The organism is Allobosea sp. TAF32, from assembly GCF_052113585.1.
GTDB lineage: Bacteria > Pseudomonadota > Alphaproteobacteria > Rhizobiales > Beijerinckiaceae > Allobosea.
In genome coordinates this window covers 139,120-154,506 of sequence record NZ_JBFRDM010000001.1, presented here as the reverse complement: position 1 = coordinate 154,506, position 15,387 = coordinate 139,120, and the positions used below count along the sequence as shown (strand labels likewise).

The window sequence follows — 15,387 nt, the reverse complement described above, 5'->3', positions numbered from 1 at the left end:
GCCAACGGAAACTGTGAGGGCAGGGCAAGCATGGCACCGGCGACGCGATTCGTGCTGCTGATCGGCTGGCTCGGCTATGCGCTGATGCCCTGGTATCTCGTCGAAGGCATGAGCCTGACGAGCTGGGGCTGGCTGGCGGAATATCCGTTCGGCAAGGCCGGTAGCGCGCTGGCGCTCGCCCTCTCCGGTCAGACGCCCTGGCTCCTGCCGGTCGGCGTCGCGCTCGCGGCGGCGACGTTCTTCTGGGGCAGTCAGGACCGTCAGCGCACGGCCGCCGTGCTGATCTGGGCCGGCGCGCTCGGCCTGCTGCTGTTCTTCGCCCAGGCCTTCGCCATCGTGCTGAAGGATCAGGGCATCGGCTGGCTCGCCGCCTTGCTCGGCGGCGCCGGCGCCGCGCAGCGCGGCATTGGCGGCGGCGCCTTCGTCACGCTGCTCTCGCTGCTCTTCCTGCTCTGTCACGGCCTCGCCTATCGCGGTGTCTGCCGGGGCGATCTCTTCACCACCTCGACGATCGGCCTGATCATCCTGCTGATCGGCGTCTTCATCTTCTTCCCGGTCGCGATCATCCTGAGGAGCGCGCTGGTCGACCAGAGCGGCGCCTTTGCCCTCTCGGCCTTCGTCGCGCGCTTCCTGGATTCCTCGATCTGGGGTCTTGGCTGCGTCACCAGCAACACCAATTGCGGCGTCGCCTGGAACACGCTGGTCCTGGCCGTGCTCTGCGGCGTCATCACCACGCTGCTCGGCCTCGCCTGCGCGCTGCTGATCCTGCGCACCGGCATGCCGGGCAAGCGCATCATGCGCGCGCTCACCGTGCTGCCGATCATCACCCCGCCCTTCGTCATCGGCCTCGCGCTGATCCTGCTTTTCGGCCGCGCCGGCGCCTTCTCGACGCTGCTGTATGAGTGGTTCGACATTCCGCGCTCGCGCTGGCTCTACGGCCTGCCGGGTGTCCTTCTGGCGCAGGTGCTCGCCTTCGCGCCGATCGCCTTCCTCGTGCTGATCGGCGTGGTGCAGGGCATTTCGCCCAGCCTGGAGGAAGCCTCGCAGACGCTCGGCGCCAAGCGCTGGCAGACCTTCCGCACCGTGACCTGGCCGCTGCTCAAGCCCGGCATCGCCAATGCCTTCCTGCTCGGCTTCGTCGAGAGCATGGCCGATTTCGGCAATCCGCTGGTGCTCGGCGGCAATTTCGAGGTGCTTTCGACCAAGATCTTCTTCGCGGTGGTCGGCGCTTCCTACAATCAGGGGCAGGCGGCGGTGCTCGCCATCGTGCTGCTTGCCTTCACGCTCGGCGCCTTCTGGGTGCAGCAGCGCTGGCTCGGCGGCAAATCCTATACCACCGTGACCGGCAAGGGTGACGCCGGCCTGCCGACGCCCTTGCCGCGCCGCATCACCTGGCTCTCCGTCGCTGTGATCGTGCCCTGGGTCGCGCTGACGCTGGTGATCTACATCGTCATCCTCATCGGCGGCTTCGTCCGCAACATGGGCCGCGACTTCACGCCGACGCTGCAGCATTATCTCACCGGTTTCGCCATCGATTTCAGCAACGGCATCTATTTCCAGGGCTCCGCCTGGCCGTCCTTCTTCACCACGATCAAGGTCGCGGCCATCTCGGCGCCGCTGACCGCGATCATCGGCCTGCTGACCGCCTATCTGCTGACGCGCCAGCGCTTCCGCGGCCGCGGCGCGCTCGAATTCGCGACGATGCTCTCCTTCGCCATTCCCGGCACAGTGCTCGGCGTCGCCTATATCCTCGCCTTCAACGTGCCGCCGATCGAGATCACCGGCACGGGGTTGATCCTCATCATCGCCTTCGTCTTCCGCAACATGCCGGTCGGCGTCCGCTCGGGCATCGCCGGCCTGTCGCAGATCGACAAGAGCCTGGACGAGGCTTCGACCACGCTGCGCGCTCGCAGCTTCACCACGCTCTGGCGCGTCGTGCTGCCGCTGCTGAAGCCCGCGCTGGTCTCGGCGCTGGTCTATTCCTTCGTGCGCTCGATGACGGCGGTCAGCGCCGTGATCTTCCTGGTCTCGGCCGAGTACAACCTCTCGACGGCCTATATCGTCGGGCGTGTGGAAGCCGGCGAGTTCGGTCTCGCCATCGCCTATTCCTCGGTGCTGATCGTCTTCATGGCGCTCGGCATCGGCCTCATCCAGCTCGGCGTCGGCGAGCGTAAGCTCGGCCGCCGCAAGCTCATCCCGCTGTCGAGTTCGGCCGCCGAGCCGCTCAAGCCAGGAGTAGCCGCATCGTGAAGGCCGGGCCCGCTTCCGTCGAATTCCGCAACGTCTCCATGCGCTACGGCGCGGTGACGGCGGTCGACAACGTCAATTTCACCATCGAGGCCGGCAAGCTCGTCACGCTGCTTGGCCCCTCCGGCTGCGGCAAGACCACGACTTTGCGCATGATCGCCGGGCTCGAGATCGCCAGCGAAGGCCAGATCCTGATCGGCGGCAAGGACGTGACGAAGCTCTCCGCCGCTGACCGCGACGTCTCCATGGTCTTCCAGTCCTACGCACTCTTTCCGCATATGAGCGTGCTGGAGAACGCGGCCTACGGCCCGACCGTGAAGGGTCTCGGCAAGGAGCAGGCGAAGCAGATGGCGCTGGAGAAGCTGGCGCTCGTCGGCCTCAAGGGCTTCGAGAACCGCTACCCGTCCGAGCTGTCCGGCGGCCAGCAGCAGCGCGTCGCAGTGGCGCGCGCCCTCGTGCTGGAGCCGCAAGTGCTGCTCTTCGACGAGCCGCTCTCCAACCTCGATGCGAAACTCCGTCGCCGCGTGCGCGAGGAGATCCGCGAATTGCAGCAGGATCTCAACCTGACCGTCGCCTATGTCACCCACGACCAGGAGGAGGCGCTCGCCGTCTCCGACCGCATCATCGTGATGTCGAATTCGCGGATCGCGCAGGAGGGCGCCCCCCGCGACCTCTATGAGCAGCCCTCCAACGCCTTCGTCGCGGACTTCATCGGCGATGCCAATCTGGTGGATGTCACCGTGAAGGCGGTGGCGGACGGCCGCGCCGATGTCGGCATCGGTTCGGCGACCGTGTCGCTGCCGGCGCGCGGGCTCGGTCCCGGCCCGGCCAAGGTCGCGATCCGGCCGGAATCCCTGCTGCTCGGCGAGACCGGTCTGGCTGGCTCGCTGCCGGGCACGATCCGCAAATGCGCCTATCTCGGCAATCACCTCGACATCATGGTCGAGACCGAGGTCGGCGAGCTTTTCGTGGTGCAGTATGGTGCTCGCGATTTGCTGGAGCAGGGTGCTCCGGTCGCGGTTTCCTTCGCGAAATCGGGCGTGACGCTGATTCCGCCGGCCTGAAGGCCGCCAGAGACAGGAAATCGCTCACATATGCGGCAGGAAACTGCCGCATTCTCAGCACTTTCACTGCTTATATCTGTTGAGTTGGCTAATCAAAAACTGTTAGATTCGGCCTGTCATCGTCACCTGAATCGGGAAAAGACCGCACAAAAATGGCCACGGGCGAGAGCGCAACCAATATCCTGATCCATCTGGCGGGCGGCGTCGCGCTGCTGATCTGGGCGGTCAGATTGGTGCGAACCGGCGCGATGCGCGCCTTCGGCTCGCAGCTCAGGCACGCCCTGCAGAGTTTCACACGGAATCGCTTCGCCGCCTTTGGCAGCGGCGTCGTCGTGACCATGGTGCTGCAGAGCTCGACGGCAACGACGCTCCTGGTCTCCTCCTTCGCCGGTCAGGCGCTGATCGGCTCGGCCATGGCGCTCGCCGTGCTGCTCGGCGCCAATCTCGGCACGGCGCTCGCCGCCTTCGTCATCTCGATGGATCTCGGCTGGCTCTGGGGCCTCTGCATCGCCATCGGCGTCGCCATGTATCTTTCGAGCGAGGCGATGGAGCGGCCGCGCAATATCGGCCGCGTCCTCGTCGGCATCGGCCTGATTCTGCTCTCGCTGATCGAGCTGAATACGGCGGCGGCCCCGCTCGCCCAATCGCCGACCTTCCGGGTTGTCCTCGGCGCTCTCGGCAGCGAGCCGCTGCTCGCCGTCCTCGTCGCCATCGCGGCGACCTGGATGGTGCATTCCAGCATCGCGATCATCCTGCTGGTCGCGACCTTCGCGGCGTCGGGCCTGTTCCCGCCGGCCACCGCGCTGACGCTGGTCATCGGCGCCAATCTCGGCAATGCGCTGATCCCGGTGCTCGACCAGCTCGGCGCGCCCGCAGCCCAGCGCCGCGCCGCCGTCGGCAACCTGCTGACGCGCCTCCTGCTGGCGCTGGCCGTCATCCCCTTCGTCGGCCCGCTCTCGGCCTGGCTCACCAGCCTGCCGATCACCGGCCAGCGTTTCGCCATCGAGTTCCATGTCGGGCTGAATCTGGTCGGCGCGCTGATCTTCCTGCCCTTCGTCGGGCCGATCGCCGCCCTGGTCGAGCGTTTCATGCCCGGCAAGCAGGAGAAATCCGAGGCGGTGACGCCGCGCTATCTCGACCCCAACGCCCTCGACAGCCCGACCGAGGCGCTCGCCGGCGCGATGCGCGAGGCGCTGCGGCTGGGCGACCGCGTCGAGGCCATGCTGCGCGACACGATGACCCTGCTGGAGAAGGACGAGCTCAAGCTCTCCCGCGCCATCGCCCAGGCCGATGACGGCGTCGACACCATCCACGAGTCCATCAAGCTCTATCTGGTCAAGGTCTCGCGCAACGAGCTGACCGAGGAGGAGAGCCGCCGCTTGTTCGAGATCATCACCCTGATCACCAATCTCGAGCATATCGGCGACATCATCGACAAGAACCTGCGCGAGCTCGCCGAGAAGAAGATCCGCAAACGCTACAGCTTCTCGCCTGAGGGGCTGGCCGAGATCCGCGATTTCCATCAGCGCGTCGCCTCGGCGCTGGCGCTGGCGCTCAACGTCTTCGCCACCCGCGACATCGTGCTCGCCCGCCAGCTCTTCGCCGACAAGGCGGCGATGCGCGAGGCCGAGCGGCATGCCGCTGACAGCCATTTCCAGCGCCTGCGTTCGGGCCGGCCGGAATCGATCGAGACCAGCGCGATCCATCTCGACATCATCCGGGACCTCAAGCGCATCCACGGCCATGTCGTCTCGATCGCCTATCCGATCCTCGAGAGCGCCAACGAATTGCGCGAAAGCCGCCTGCGCGAGAACAAGGAAGCGGCGCGCAACCGTGAGACGCCGGCCGTGCTCGTCCCCGCCCCGCATTCGGGCAGGTGATCCACCGCCCTACCGCGGCGCTGCCAGGATAATCGCGGCGCCGGCGAGGCAGATGGCGCCGCCGGTCAGGTCCCAACGATCCGGCCTGACGCCCTCGACGGCCCAGAGCCAGCCCAGCGAGGCGGCAATGTAGACCCCGCCATAGGCGGCGAAGGCGCGCCCTGCCGCCGCGCTCTCCACCAGCGTCAGCAGCCAGGCGAAGAGCCCGAGCGACACCAGCCCCGGCAGCAGCCACCAGACCGGCTTGCCGAGCCTGAGCCAGCCCCAGAAGGCGAAGCAGCCGGCGATCTCGAAGAACGCGGCGCCGATATAAGCGGCTATAGTGGGCATGGAGCGTCCTGGTGGGGCTTCTCGCGGCGGGAGCGCCAGTCTAAAGCCAAGCCTTGCGGAAACAACGCTGTCCTGGATCTCCGCTTCGCTCCGTCCGGGATGATGCCTCAGGATGCGAGAGCCCATGCCCGACATCGCCATCATCGGCGCCGGCCCCGCCGGACTGATCGCCGCCGAGCGGCTGGCAGAGGCCGGGCATCGCGTCACGATTTATGAGCGCATGGCCTCCCCGGCCCGCAAGCTCCTGCTCGCCGGGCGCGGCGGCCTGAACCTCACCCATTCCGAGCCGTTCGACGCCTTTCTCAGCCGTTATCGCGAGGCGCAGGGCTGGCTGGAGCCGGCGCTGCGGGCCTTCCCGCCACAGGCCTTGCGCGACTGGGCCGATGCGCTCGGCGCCGAGACCTTCATCGGTTCGAGCGGCCGCGTCTTTCCGCGCGCGATGAAGGCCTCGCCGCTGCTGCGCGCCTGGCTGCGGCGTCTCGAAGGGTTGGGCGTGACGCTCGCGTCGGGCCGGCTCTGGACCGGCTGGGACGTGGATGGCGCCCTGAACTTTCGCCTTGCGAGCGGCGACATGGAGCTTGTCCGCCCCGATGCGGCGTTGCTGGCGCTGGGCGGCGCGAGCTGGCCGCGGCTCGGCTCCGATGGCGGCTGGGTGCCTTTGCTGGCCGAGCGCGGCGTCGCTGTCTCGCCGCTCCGGCTGGCAAATGGCGGCTTCGCGGTCGCCTGGTCGCCATTGATGAAGGAGCGCTTCGCCGGCCACCCCCTCAAGCGCATCGTGATCCGTTTCGGCGGCGAGGCAGCCTCTGGCGAGGCGATGATCGATGCTGATGGCATTGAGGGCGGCGCGATCTACGCGCTCTCGGCGCCGATCCGCGAGGCGATCCTGCGCGATGGCGCCGCTGGGATCGCGATCGACCTGCGGCCGGATCTTGCGATGGGCGATCTTGCCATGCGCCTGGCGAAGCGCCGCAAGGGCGAGACGCTGAGCAACCACCTGCGCAAGGCCGGGGGGCTTTCGCCCGTCGCCGCCGCGCTCCTGCGCGAGTCGACTGGTAACGCACTGCCGACTGAACCGGAGGGTTTGGCATCGCTGATCAAGGCCGTGCCGCTGCGCCTCGACGCGCCGATGCCGATCGCACGCGCCATCTCGACGGCCGGCGGCATCGTTCATAACGAGCTCGATGCCGGCTTCATGCTGAAGCGCCTGCCGGGCGTCTTCGCCGCCGGCGAGATGCTCGACTGGGAGGCACCGACCGGCGGCTATCTGCTGCAGGCGAGCTTTGCGACCGGCGTCGCTGCTGCCGCCGGAATCGCAACTTGGCTACAGGAGGAAGGCCGCACCGGTTGAACCTCTGCCTGCCCCTGGGCGTTGTTTCCAGACCGAAGGAGGGGAGTGTCGTGCGATGATCATGAGGGGAGCGGCTGCGATGCAGCATTTCGACCTCACGCCGCCTGAAACCGTCGCCAAGGCGGCTGCGAAAGGTCTGAGATTGCGCCAGAAGTTTAACCGCGGCGGCACGCAGATCGGCGTCGCGCGCGCCCGCGATCTCAGTCATCGCAGGCCCCTGAGCGAGGAAACCGTGCGTCGCATGGTGAGCTATTTCGCTCGCCACGCTGTCGACTGCCAGGCCAAGGGCTTCGGCGACAAGGACAATCCCTCTGCTGGCTGGATCGCCTGGCTGCTCTGGGGCGGCGACGAGGGCCGCGTCTGGTGCGAGCGCAAGCAGGCGGAACTCGACCGGGCCGAAGGACACGGGCAGAAGCCAGCCTGAGCCCGCTCATCCCGTGGCGCTCAAGCGGCGCGCGAAGCGGCGCCCGCCATCGGCAGTCGAGATTTCGCCGACGCGGGCCAGCGACACCAGGATGCCGCGGATTGCGCGCTCGACCTTGCGGCCCTGCCGGAAGCGCGCGGCGATTGCGGCAGCGTCGAGCGCTGTCGGAGCATAGACGAGAACCGACAGCACGCGGGCGACCCTCTCCACCGGATCGAGCGGGAAGAGCGGCCGCTGCGTGCCAGCCGGCAGCGCAGCAGCCAGCCCTTCCGCCTCGATCTGCTCGCCGCCCCGGCCGGCATCGCCGAAGCGCGGGCGCTGATAGTCCGGTCTCAGCCAGCGCACCATGCCGCGCGCCTCTTCCTGAAGGCGCTGCCGGTTCAGGGCGACGAGCCGCGTCAGCATCTCCTCGGCGGCCAGATCGACCGGCCAGCCATAGGCGGCGGCGACCGCGGCATCGATGGCGTCGTGATGCTCGTCGAGGATCAGAACAAGCCCGCGGTCGCGGATATCGGCTTCGGCCGTCGTCAGGGCGCGGCCGGCGCGGATCGCCTCGCGCACATTGTAGAGCTTGGTCAGGGTGAGATCGGGGTGATCGGCCAGCACCTGTTTGCGCAGCGCGTCCAGTTTCTCCGTGGGTCGGCGGATGGCTTCCTTCTGAAGCTCCGCCGCATCGGGAAGAGGGAAGGGGTCGAAGCAGCGGGATTTCGAGTAGCGCGGGCGATCTTCCAGAGTCGCGCCCTGCGCCAGGCACCAGGTGACGTGGATGCGCGAGGATAGCACGCCGAGATGGAACGCGTCGGATAGCGCCACCGCGACCAGCATGTTGTCGGGCAGGATCGACGCGTCGAGGAACTGGAAGACCCGGTGCTTGGCGGTCTCGACCGTGGCGATATAGCGCTGAAGCGGCGCGAGGACGGGGCGGATTTCATCGCGCGTCCGTCCGAAGAGCCACCATCGTGCCCTGATATCGGCATCCCTGTTGCGGTCACGCTCGACCTTCACGGTCCGGAGCAGATGCTGATAGACCTCCGGGTATTGTTCCCGGACATGGTCGGGCCGCAGCCCATAGAGATCGATGGCCATCGCGCCTCGCGGGCGAGCCATCAGGTCGCGGCCGTTGCGATAGAGGCGGATGTGCTCCTCCAGGCCTGCCCTGCGTCCGAGGCCGAGCGCTTCCGCCTGTTGAGGCGACACGATGAACCCCTTGCCGAACAGCATCATCCCGCGTGAGCTCAGCCCTGCATTGGCCTGCAGGCCCATGGCCTGGCTGGTATCGGTGCCGACCGTCAGATCGGCGTTGATCCGCCCCTCGCATGCGCGCAATTCGATATGAGGCTGGTCGGTGTCGAGCGCCGCCTCGGACGTGACCTCGCAAAGCCTTCCATCACGCCGCCCCGCCTGCGCCACCGTCATCGCGATCCGCACCGCGGCGGTGTCCTTGCCGGCCTTGGTCCAGGGGTGGTCGGGGATCGCCATGACCAGCGAGAGCGGCCGTCGCGCCGCCAGATGCCGCTCGATCGTGCGGCGCTGGAAGAGCTGCGTGATCGAGTTGGTGGTGACGAAGCCGAAACGCCGCAGTTTGGTGTCCGGCCGCGTCAGCAGCTCGGCGGCCCGGTCCCACCAATACATCACGAAATCGGCGCTCTCGTTCATCTGCGGATGCACCGCCCACAGCGCCTCCGCATAGACGTCGGTGAGTCGGCCGCGCAGGTCCTTGCCGCCGATGAAGGGCGGGTTGCCGACGATGAACTCGCTCTCCGGCCATTCCGGAAGGCGCGGATTCGGCAGGAATTCCTTGCCATTGCGCCAGCCCGGGATCGGCCAGTCGTCCCACGACAGAACGGCGTCGCGCTTGTGGATGTGATTGAGCTTTTCGAGGATCGGTTCCTTGGGAGCGAAGCCGCGCGTGCGGAAATGCCATTGCAGATGACCGATCCAGAGCACGAGATCGGCAATGGCGACAGCGCGGCGATTGATCTCCATGCCGAGGAACTGGTGCGGACCTACCGCATGTCGCGCAAAGCCGCCGAGCGATTCGGCACTGCCGAGCTCACTTGCGGCGTCGAGCACCTCGCCTTCGAGCTTCTTCATCAGCTCCTGAGCAACGTGCAGGAAGTTCCCGGTTCCGCAGGCCGGATCGAGCACGCGCGTTCGGCACAGGGCTTCGTGAAAACTTTCGACCAGCGCCAGCGCCTTGTTCGCGTCGCCGCCATCGCGCGCCTGCTGGGCGGCGGCGAGCACCGCCCGCCAATCGTCCCGCAATGGGCCGATCACCGTCTCGACGACAAGCCGCTCGACATAGGCCCGCGGCGTGTAATGCGCGCCCAGCCGGGCGCGCTCCTTCTCGTCGAGCGCCTGCTCCAGCAGCGTGCCGAAGATCGCGGGCTCGACTTCCTTCCAGTCATGCTCGGCGGCGGCGAGCAATTCGCCGATCTCCTCGCGCCCGAGCGGGTAGACCTTGGCGTCCTCGTAAAGCTTGCCGTTGAAGCGCTTCATCCGCTCTCGCACCGAGGTCGAGTAGGAGCCCTTGTCCATCGCCTGCCACAGCTCCGATACCAGCGGCAGGAAGGAGGCGGGGTCGTCGCGACAATCCCGCAGCAATGTCTTGAAGGCGTCCTTGCGGATCAGCCCGACATCCTCGGCGAACATCGTGAACAGGCAGCGCATCAGGAAGAGCGCGACCTCCTCGGGGTCGTGCTCGCGCTCCAATGCCTTGGAGACGGCCGCCAGCCTCTCGGCGATGGCGCGGGTAACGCGCGCCGCATGGCGGGTCGGGTCGAGCGAGAGCGGGTCGGTCCAGACCATCGCGAGGCGGCGACGCACAGCCTCGTCGCGCAGATCGTCGAGATAGACGCGGTAGCGCTGCCGGTCCGGGAACTGGACGTAGTTCTTACCATGCCCGGTGAAGTCGGCGTAGAACTCGAAGCAGTGGCCGACGTCGCAGACGATCAGGAAGGGCGGCCAGCCATGCGGGGCCGGCAGGTCCTTGGCATAGTCCTCCGCCTGGCGCCTGGCGTTGAGCATCAGCACGTCCCAGGCGCGATCGGCCCCGCGCCGGCCGCGCGGTCCCGCCGGCTCCGCGAAGGGCAGGGCGCCCTGTGCCGGCAATATCTCCTTCGCCTGCCCCTTCAGCCGGCTCTGCTTGGCTTCGAGGACGAAGGCGCCCTTTCGGTAAAGATCGATGCGCCCCGTGCTGTGGCCGCCCTGCCCATCGGGAAAGCGCACGGGATACTCGAAGCGATAGGTCACAGCGTCGGAGTCGCTGGTCGGCGGCTGCGGCGGCTCGACGCCGATCAGCCGGCAGAGCTCGCTGAGGAACTGCGCATAGGCGGCGCGCTCCGCTCCCTCCGAAACCCGCCAGCGGGCGATGAAGGTCTCGATTTCATCGCCCGCCGGCACGGACCTACTCCTCAATATGGCCCGTCCTTCAGGTTGTTGGAATCGATTATATACAACTTAAAATAGCAAGACGATCCCCTGTCAACTCCTGTCACCAATCGCGCTGGCGAGGCGCCGCGCCCTCTCGCATCCGCAGCCGTTCCGCCCCATATTGCGGCCATGCCGAAAAGCCCCGACAGCACGACCACCAAGCCGAAGGCCGCGAAGAAGCCGTCGAGCGCCCGCACGCCGAACTCGAAGGCGTCGAAGCCGGAGCTGAAGCCGCTCGAAGGCTATCTCGCCGATCTGCTGAACCCCGCGATCAACCGCGGCACGGCGGTTCCGGGCGGCGCCTCGGGCTTCAGTGACCAGCCGCAGGCCGGCTACGAGGCCGAGGCCGAGGCCCGCCCCGGCGATGGCGACACCCGGCCGAAGAAGAAGCTGTCGAAGAAGGCCGATTCCGCTTTCGCCGGCGCCGAGGGGGCGGCGGCCGCGACCGCGACTTCGCTGCAGCACCTCCTCGAAACCGGCAGCCCCTTCATCGATCCGGGCAAGGCCTGGACGCCGCATCGCCCGCCGCGCCCCGAGAAATCGGAAGGCGGCATCGCCTTCACGATGAAATCGGAGTTCTCCCCATCCGGCGACCAGCCGACCGCCATCGCCGATCTCGTCGACGGCATCCGCCGTCAGGAGCGCGACCAGGTGCTGCTCGGCGTCACCGGCTCCGGCAAGACCTTCACCATGGCCAAGGTGATCGAGGAGACGCAGCGCCCGGCGCTGGTGCTCGCGCCGAACAAGACGCTGGCGGCCCAGCTTTACGGGGAATTCAAAAGCTTCTTCCCCGACAACGCGGTCGAGTACTTCGTCTCCTACTACGATTATTACCAGCCGGAGGCCTATGTTCCGCGCTCGGACACCTATATCGAGAAGGAATCCTCGATCAACGAGCAGATCGACCGGATGCGCCACGCCGCGACGCGCTCCCTGCTCGAACGCGACGACGTGATCATCGTCGCCTCCGTCTCCTGCATCTACGGTATCGGCTCGGTCGAGACCTATACGGCGATGACCTTCTCGGTGAAGCTCGGCGAGCGCATCGAGCAGCGCCAGCTCATCGCCGATCTCGTCGCCCTGCAATACAAGCGCACGCTCGGCGATTTCGCCCGCGGCACCTTCCGCGTGCGCGGCGATGTCATCGAGCTGTTCCCGGCGCACTATGAAGACCGCGCCTGGCGCATCGGCTTGTTCGGCGACGAGGTCGAGAGCATCAGCGAGTTCGACCCGCTCACCGGCCAGAAGACCGGCGAGCTGGAGTTCATCAAGGTCTACGGCAATTCGCACTACACCACGCCGCGCCCGACGCTGACCCAGGCCGTCAAGTCGATCAAGCAGGAGCTGAAGGCCCGCCTCGACGAGCTCAACCGCATGGGCCGCTATCTCGAGGCGCAGCGGCTCGACCAGCGCTGCACCTTCGACATCGAGATGATCGAGGCCACCGGCTCCTGCAACGGCATCGAGAACTATTCGCGCTATCTCACCGGCCGCAAGCCGGGCGAGCCGCCGCCGACTTTGTTCGAATACCTGCCCGACAACGCGCTGGTCTTCACCGATGAGAGCCATGTCTCGGTCCCGCAGATCGGCGCGATGTACAAGGGCGACTTCCGCCGCAAGGCGACGCTGGCCGAATACGGCTTCCGCCTGCCCTCCTGCATGGACAACCGGCCGCTGCGCTTCGAGGAATGGGACGCGATGCGGCCCCAGTCGGTGCATGTCTCGGCCACGCCCGGCGGCTGGGAGATGGACCAGACCGGCGGCGTCTTCACCGAGCAGGTCATCCGCCCGACAGGTTTGATCGATCCGCCGGTCGAGATCCGCCCGGCCAAGCATCAGGTCGCGGACCTCCTCGACGAGGTCAAGGAGGTCACTTCGAGCGGCTACCGCACCCTCGTCACCGTGCTGACCAAGCGCATGGCCGAGGACCTGACCGAATACCTGCACGAGAACGGTATTCGCGTGCGCTACATGCACTCGGACATCGACACGATCGAGCGCATCGAGATTCTCCGCGATCTCAGGCTGGGCGCGTTCGATGTCCTCGTCGGCATCAACCTGCTGCGCGAGGGCCTCGACATCCCCGAATGCGGCTTCGTCGCCATCTTGGACGCCGACAAGGAGGGCTTCCTGCGCTCTGAGACCTCGCTGATCCAGACCATCGGCCGCGCCGCGCGCAATGTCGACGGCAAGGTCATCCTCTATGCCGATCACATCACCGGCTCGATGGAGCGGGCGATGGCGGAGACCAATCGCCGCCGCGAGAAGCAGGTCGCCTATAACGAGGCCAACGGCATCACGCCGCAGACGATCAAGCGCGCCATCGGCGACATCCTCGGCTCGGTCTATGAGCGCGACCATGTCACGGTCGACAAGGGGCTGGTGGCGCCGGCCTCGGGCCACAACCTCAAGGCCGCGATCGCCGATCTCGAGAAGCGCATGCGCGAGGCCGCGGCCGATCTCGAATTCGAGACCGCCGCGCGTCTGCGCGACGAGATCAAGCGCCTGCAGGCGACGGAGCTGGCGATCTCGGACGACCCGCTCGCCCGCCAGAGCGATGTCGAGGCCTCCGCCGGCAAGTACAAGGGCGAGCGCTCTTACGGCTCCAGCGCCAACCTGCCGCCGACCCGCGCGCGGAAACCGACCGACGCCGATATGGGCCCCCATAATTTCGGCGGTGGCGAGGGCAAGCCGAAGAGCGACCCGCTCGCCTCACGCGCCCGCAAGCCGACCCTGGACGAAATGGGCCCGGTGCCGGAATCGCGGCCGAAGGGCGCGGGAGAGAGGCGGAGGAGGTAGGCTACTTCGCCATCAGCTTATTCGCCGCCGAAGCTAGGATCTTTGCGCGCTCGTCGATGAATTTTTCAAAGTCGTCATCGAATATAGATATAGGTATGAGATTTCCAGGGAGTGTTTTTTCAACGTTGTCGGCGAGCCTTGGCTTGTATTGAGATGGTTGAAGGCTGCCGACCTTTTTGTTGTCAGCAGCAGATAAGATGCAAAAATTTGCAAGAGCATTTATTCTTACGGAGTCGATTCCCTTTGATCGCAGGAAGGCCTGAGGATAAAGATGGTGAAACTCTGCTCGATTTCCGGCAGTGAGGACTTTTGAGATATTAATACTATTGCCATTTACAATAGATTTTGGGTTTTGATGGCTAAGGAGCAAAACAAAAACGCGTGTATCGACCGTTCCGATAATGAATCGACGATCCTTGAAGTAGCTCTCGCTTATAGGCGCGTCGAAATTTCCGAGCGTGCTATCTCCTTCCGCACGAAGGGTTTTCGCTCCGCTGATGTCGGCTTCCAAATTGCGTTTGGTCGCGCTGCTGTACCGCCGAGAGAATGCCGATCGCCAAAACCATTGCTTAATTACGTCGGATTGCTTGCGGTAAGCGAAAGTTGCTCTCCTTCCGGCCCTTCAAAGAAGGCCGTAAGAGGAATCAGCATTGTTGGATAAGGCAGGTTGCCTAGTCGCTGGATTCCGAAGTTTTGCTTAAGAAAATCGATAGACGCTTTGATGCCTTTCTTTATTCGAGGCAATGTGTCTCTAACGGTTGCTCCATCGACGAGTAGAAGGCTTTCCGGGCTTTCCTTGCCTAGCAATACTGCCGCTGCGCATCTAAGGAGCAAATCGGTATCGTCTCCGATTGACTCAAATCCAAAAGGCTCAAGCTCGTCGGCGAGTTCTTCGAACTGCTGTTTAAGCTCGAAATCTTCACTCCATGTCCAAGCTGTGAGAAGCTGAAACGTATCGAGCGGAATTCCTTTGCGATTGATGCGTTCAAATACGATTGCGATTTTTTGCTTTTCTTCCGTTTCCATCAGAAAATACGGAAATTGCGCCTGCTGGAAGCGTTTCTGTAGATCGTCTAAACGAGCGCTCAATTCATCGCTAAAATTTCGCGTTGTTCTTCTATAAGAAGTTGAATCGAAGATAATCTTGAGCGGAAAGTGCCTCTCAGGGTCGACTTCGGGAGGATCGAGCGCGATAAACTGAGAGTTCTGCGCGTTCTCGGGCGCTTGCATATCAAAATAAATATCCTTCCAATCTATGATGTTGGTTCTTGGAAGGTCATTTGCGAAAACACCCAAAATCGACGTTAGCCTTTGCTGCCCGTCGAGGACATAATCAATAGGGTAATCAGCTTCTGGCTTCGGTATCTCAAAGGGCCCTAAGTTCCTCTCTTGCGTGAGTTTTATTTTTGTTCGCCAGAGTAGGACGCTCCCGAATGGATAATCTTTATAGATGCTGTCCATAAGAAAGGCTACATCGTCCGGCGTCCAGACAAACCCACGTTGAAACGCGGGTATGCGAAGTTCGCCCCTTTTCAGTTTTCCAACAATGTCCTCAATAAAGAGATGAGCCACTAATCGCCCCGCTGATTCGAAATGCATTTCCGCTCAATTGGAGGTTGTGGGGTGAAGGCCGTCAAGAGGCTCCCGCATGACCGTCCCCTGCACCTCCACCTCCACCTTCGTCTACGCCTCGCGCGATCTCGAACAACCTCGCTGCGCGATGCAATGAAGCGCGGAGAACCCCTCTCCCGGATGGGGGCGGGGCAGGGGTGAGGGACTGCCGCTGATCGTCAAGCCGCAACGGAGCCGCTGCGCCTTCTACGGATAGGGCGCGCCCTCATCCGGCGCTCCGCATCACCTTCT

General features: G+C 65.1%; 10 protein-coding genes. 6 read left to right on the top strand and 4 right to left on the bottom strand.

Translation table 11 applies throughout. From position 1 onward, the window contains the following. Positions 1 to 30 precede the first annotated feature (30 nt). The 3 genes from AB4Z16_RS00635 (at position 31) to AB4Z16_RS00625 (ending at position 5,191) form a co-directional block, all read left to right on the top strand. Positions 31 to 2,250 (top strand): ABC transporter permease, encoded by a 2,220-nt coding sequence (locus tag AB4Z16_RS00635; protein ID WP_441509387.1) that lies wholly within the window; start codon positions 31 to 33, stop codon positions 2,248 to 2,250. Next, a complete protein-coding gene (locus AB4Z16_RS00630) occupies positions 2,244 to 3,311 on the top strand; it encodes an ABC transporter ATP-binding protein (RefSeq protein ID WP_441510094.1) in 1,068 nt (355 codons plus the stop codon). Before AB4Z16_RS00635 ends, AB4Z16_RS00630 begins: the two co-directional genes overlap by 7 nt. A gap of 152 nt (positions 3,312 to 3,463) precedes the next feature. Further along, positions 3,464 to 5,191 (top strand): Na/Pi cotransporter family protein, encoded by a 1,728-nt coding sequence (locus tag AB4Z16_RS00625; protein ID WP_441509386.1) that lies wholly within the window; start codon positions 3,464 to 3,466, stop codon positions 5,189 to 5,191. Positions 5,192 to 5,200: 9 nt separating this feature from the next. On the opposite strand, the gene AB4Z16_RS00620 is transcribed toward AB4Z16_RS00625, so the two are convergent. Next, positions 5,201 to 5,521: a YnfA family protein gene (locus tag AB4Z16_RS00620; RefSeq protein WP_441509385.1), complete on the bottom strand. Its 321-nt coding sequence runs from the start codon at positions 5,519 to 5,521 to the stop codon at positions 5,201 to 5,203. Positions 5,522 to 5,645: 124 nt separating this feature from the next. On the opposite strand from AB4Z16_RS00620, the gene AB4Z16_RS00615 reads away from it, so the two are divergent. Both AB4Z16_RS00615 and AB4Z16_RS00610 read left to right on the top strand, forming a co-directional pair. Further along, positions 5,646 to 6,869: a TIGR03862 family flavoprotein gene (locus tag AB4Z16_RS00615; RefSeq protein WP_441509384.1), complete on the top strand. Its 1,224-nt coding sequence runs from the start codon at positions 5,646 to 5,648 to the stop codon at positions 6,867 to 6,869. Positions 6,870 to 6,924: 55 nt separating this feature from the next. Continuing rightward, positions 6,925 to 7,293 (top strand): hypothetical protein, encoded by a 369-nt coding sequence (locus AB4Z16_RS00610; protein WP_441509383.1) that lies wholly within the window; start codon positions 6,925 to 6,927, stop codon positions 7,291 to 7,293. 6 nt (positions 7,294 to 7,299) lie between these two features. Here the strand turns inward: AB4Z16_RS00610 and AB4Z16_RS00605 are convergent, their stop codons facing one another. Continuing rightward, entirely contained in the window at positions 7,300 to 10,695 is a 3,396-nt protein-coding gene (locus AB4Z16_RS00605) for a class I SAM-dependent DNA methyltransferase (RefSeq protein WP_441509382.1), read from the bottom strand. 159 nt (positions 10,696 to 10,854) lie between these two features. Between AB4Z16_RS00605 and uvrB the strand changes: the two genes are divergently transcribed. Beyond that, positions 10,855 to 13,524 (top strand): excinuclease ABC subunit UvrB, encoded by a 2,670-nt coding sequence (gene uvrB, locus AB4Z16_RS00600; RefSeq protein WP_441509381.1) that lies wholly within the window; start codon positions 10,855 to 10,857, stop codon positions 13,522 to 13,524. A gap of 1 nt (position 13,525) precedes the next feature. Here uvrB and AB4Z16_RS00595 read toward each other — a convergent pair whose 3' ends face one another. Next, entirely contained in the window at positions 13,526 to 14,035 is a 510-nt protein-coding gene (locus AB4Z16_RS00595; protein ID WP_441509380.1) for a hypothetical protein, read from the bottom strand. A gap of 62 nt (positions 14,036 to 14,097) precedes the next feature. Beyond that, positions 14,098 to 15,123 carry a DUF262 domain-containing protein gene (locus AB4Z16_RS00590; RefSeq protein ID WP_441509379.1) on the bottom strand — a complete coding sequence of 342 codons (1,026 nt, stop codon included), beginning with the start codon at positions 15,121 to 15,123 and terminating at the stop codon, positions 14,098 to 14,100. Positions 15,124 to 15,387: the final 264 nt, after the last annotated feature.

Excerpts from the sequence above, each read along its gene's own strand:
- AB4Z16_RS00635 (WP_441509387.1), top strand. The coding sequence starts at position 31 with ATGGCACCGGCGACGCGATTCGTGCTGCTGATCGGCTGGCTCGGCTAT.
- AB4Z16_RS00625 (WP_441509386.1), top strand. The coding sequence starts at position 3,464 with ATGGCCACGGGCGAGAGCGCAACCAATATCCTGATCCATCTGGCGGGC.
- AB4Z16_RS00620 (WP_441509385.1), bottom strand. The coding sequence starts at position 5,521 with ATGCCCACTATAGCCGCTTATATCGGCGCCGCGTTCTTCGAGATCGCC.
- AB4Z16_RS00615 (WP_441509384.1), top strand. The coding sequence starts at position 5,646 with ATGCCCGACATCGCCATCATCGGCGCCGGCCCCGCCGGACTGATCGCC.
- AB4Z16_RS00610 (WP_441509383.1), top strand. The coding sequence starts at position 6,925 with ATGATCATGAGGGGAGCGGCTGCGATGCAGCATTTCGACCTCACGCCG.
- uvrB (WP_441509381.1), top strand. The coding sequence starts at position 10,855 with ATGCCGAAAAGCCCCGACAGCACGACCACCAAGCCGAAGGCCGCGAAG.
- AB4Z16_RS00590 (WP_441509379.1), bottom strand. The coding sequence starts at position 15,123 with ATGCATTTCGAATCAGCGGGGCGATTAGTGGCTCATCTCTTTATTGAG.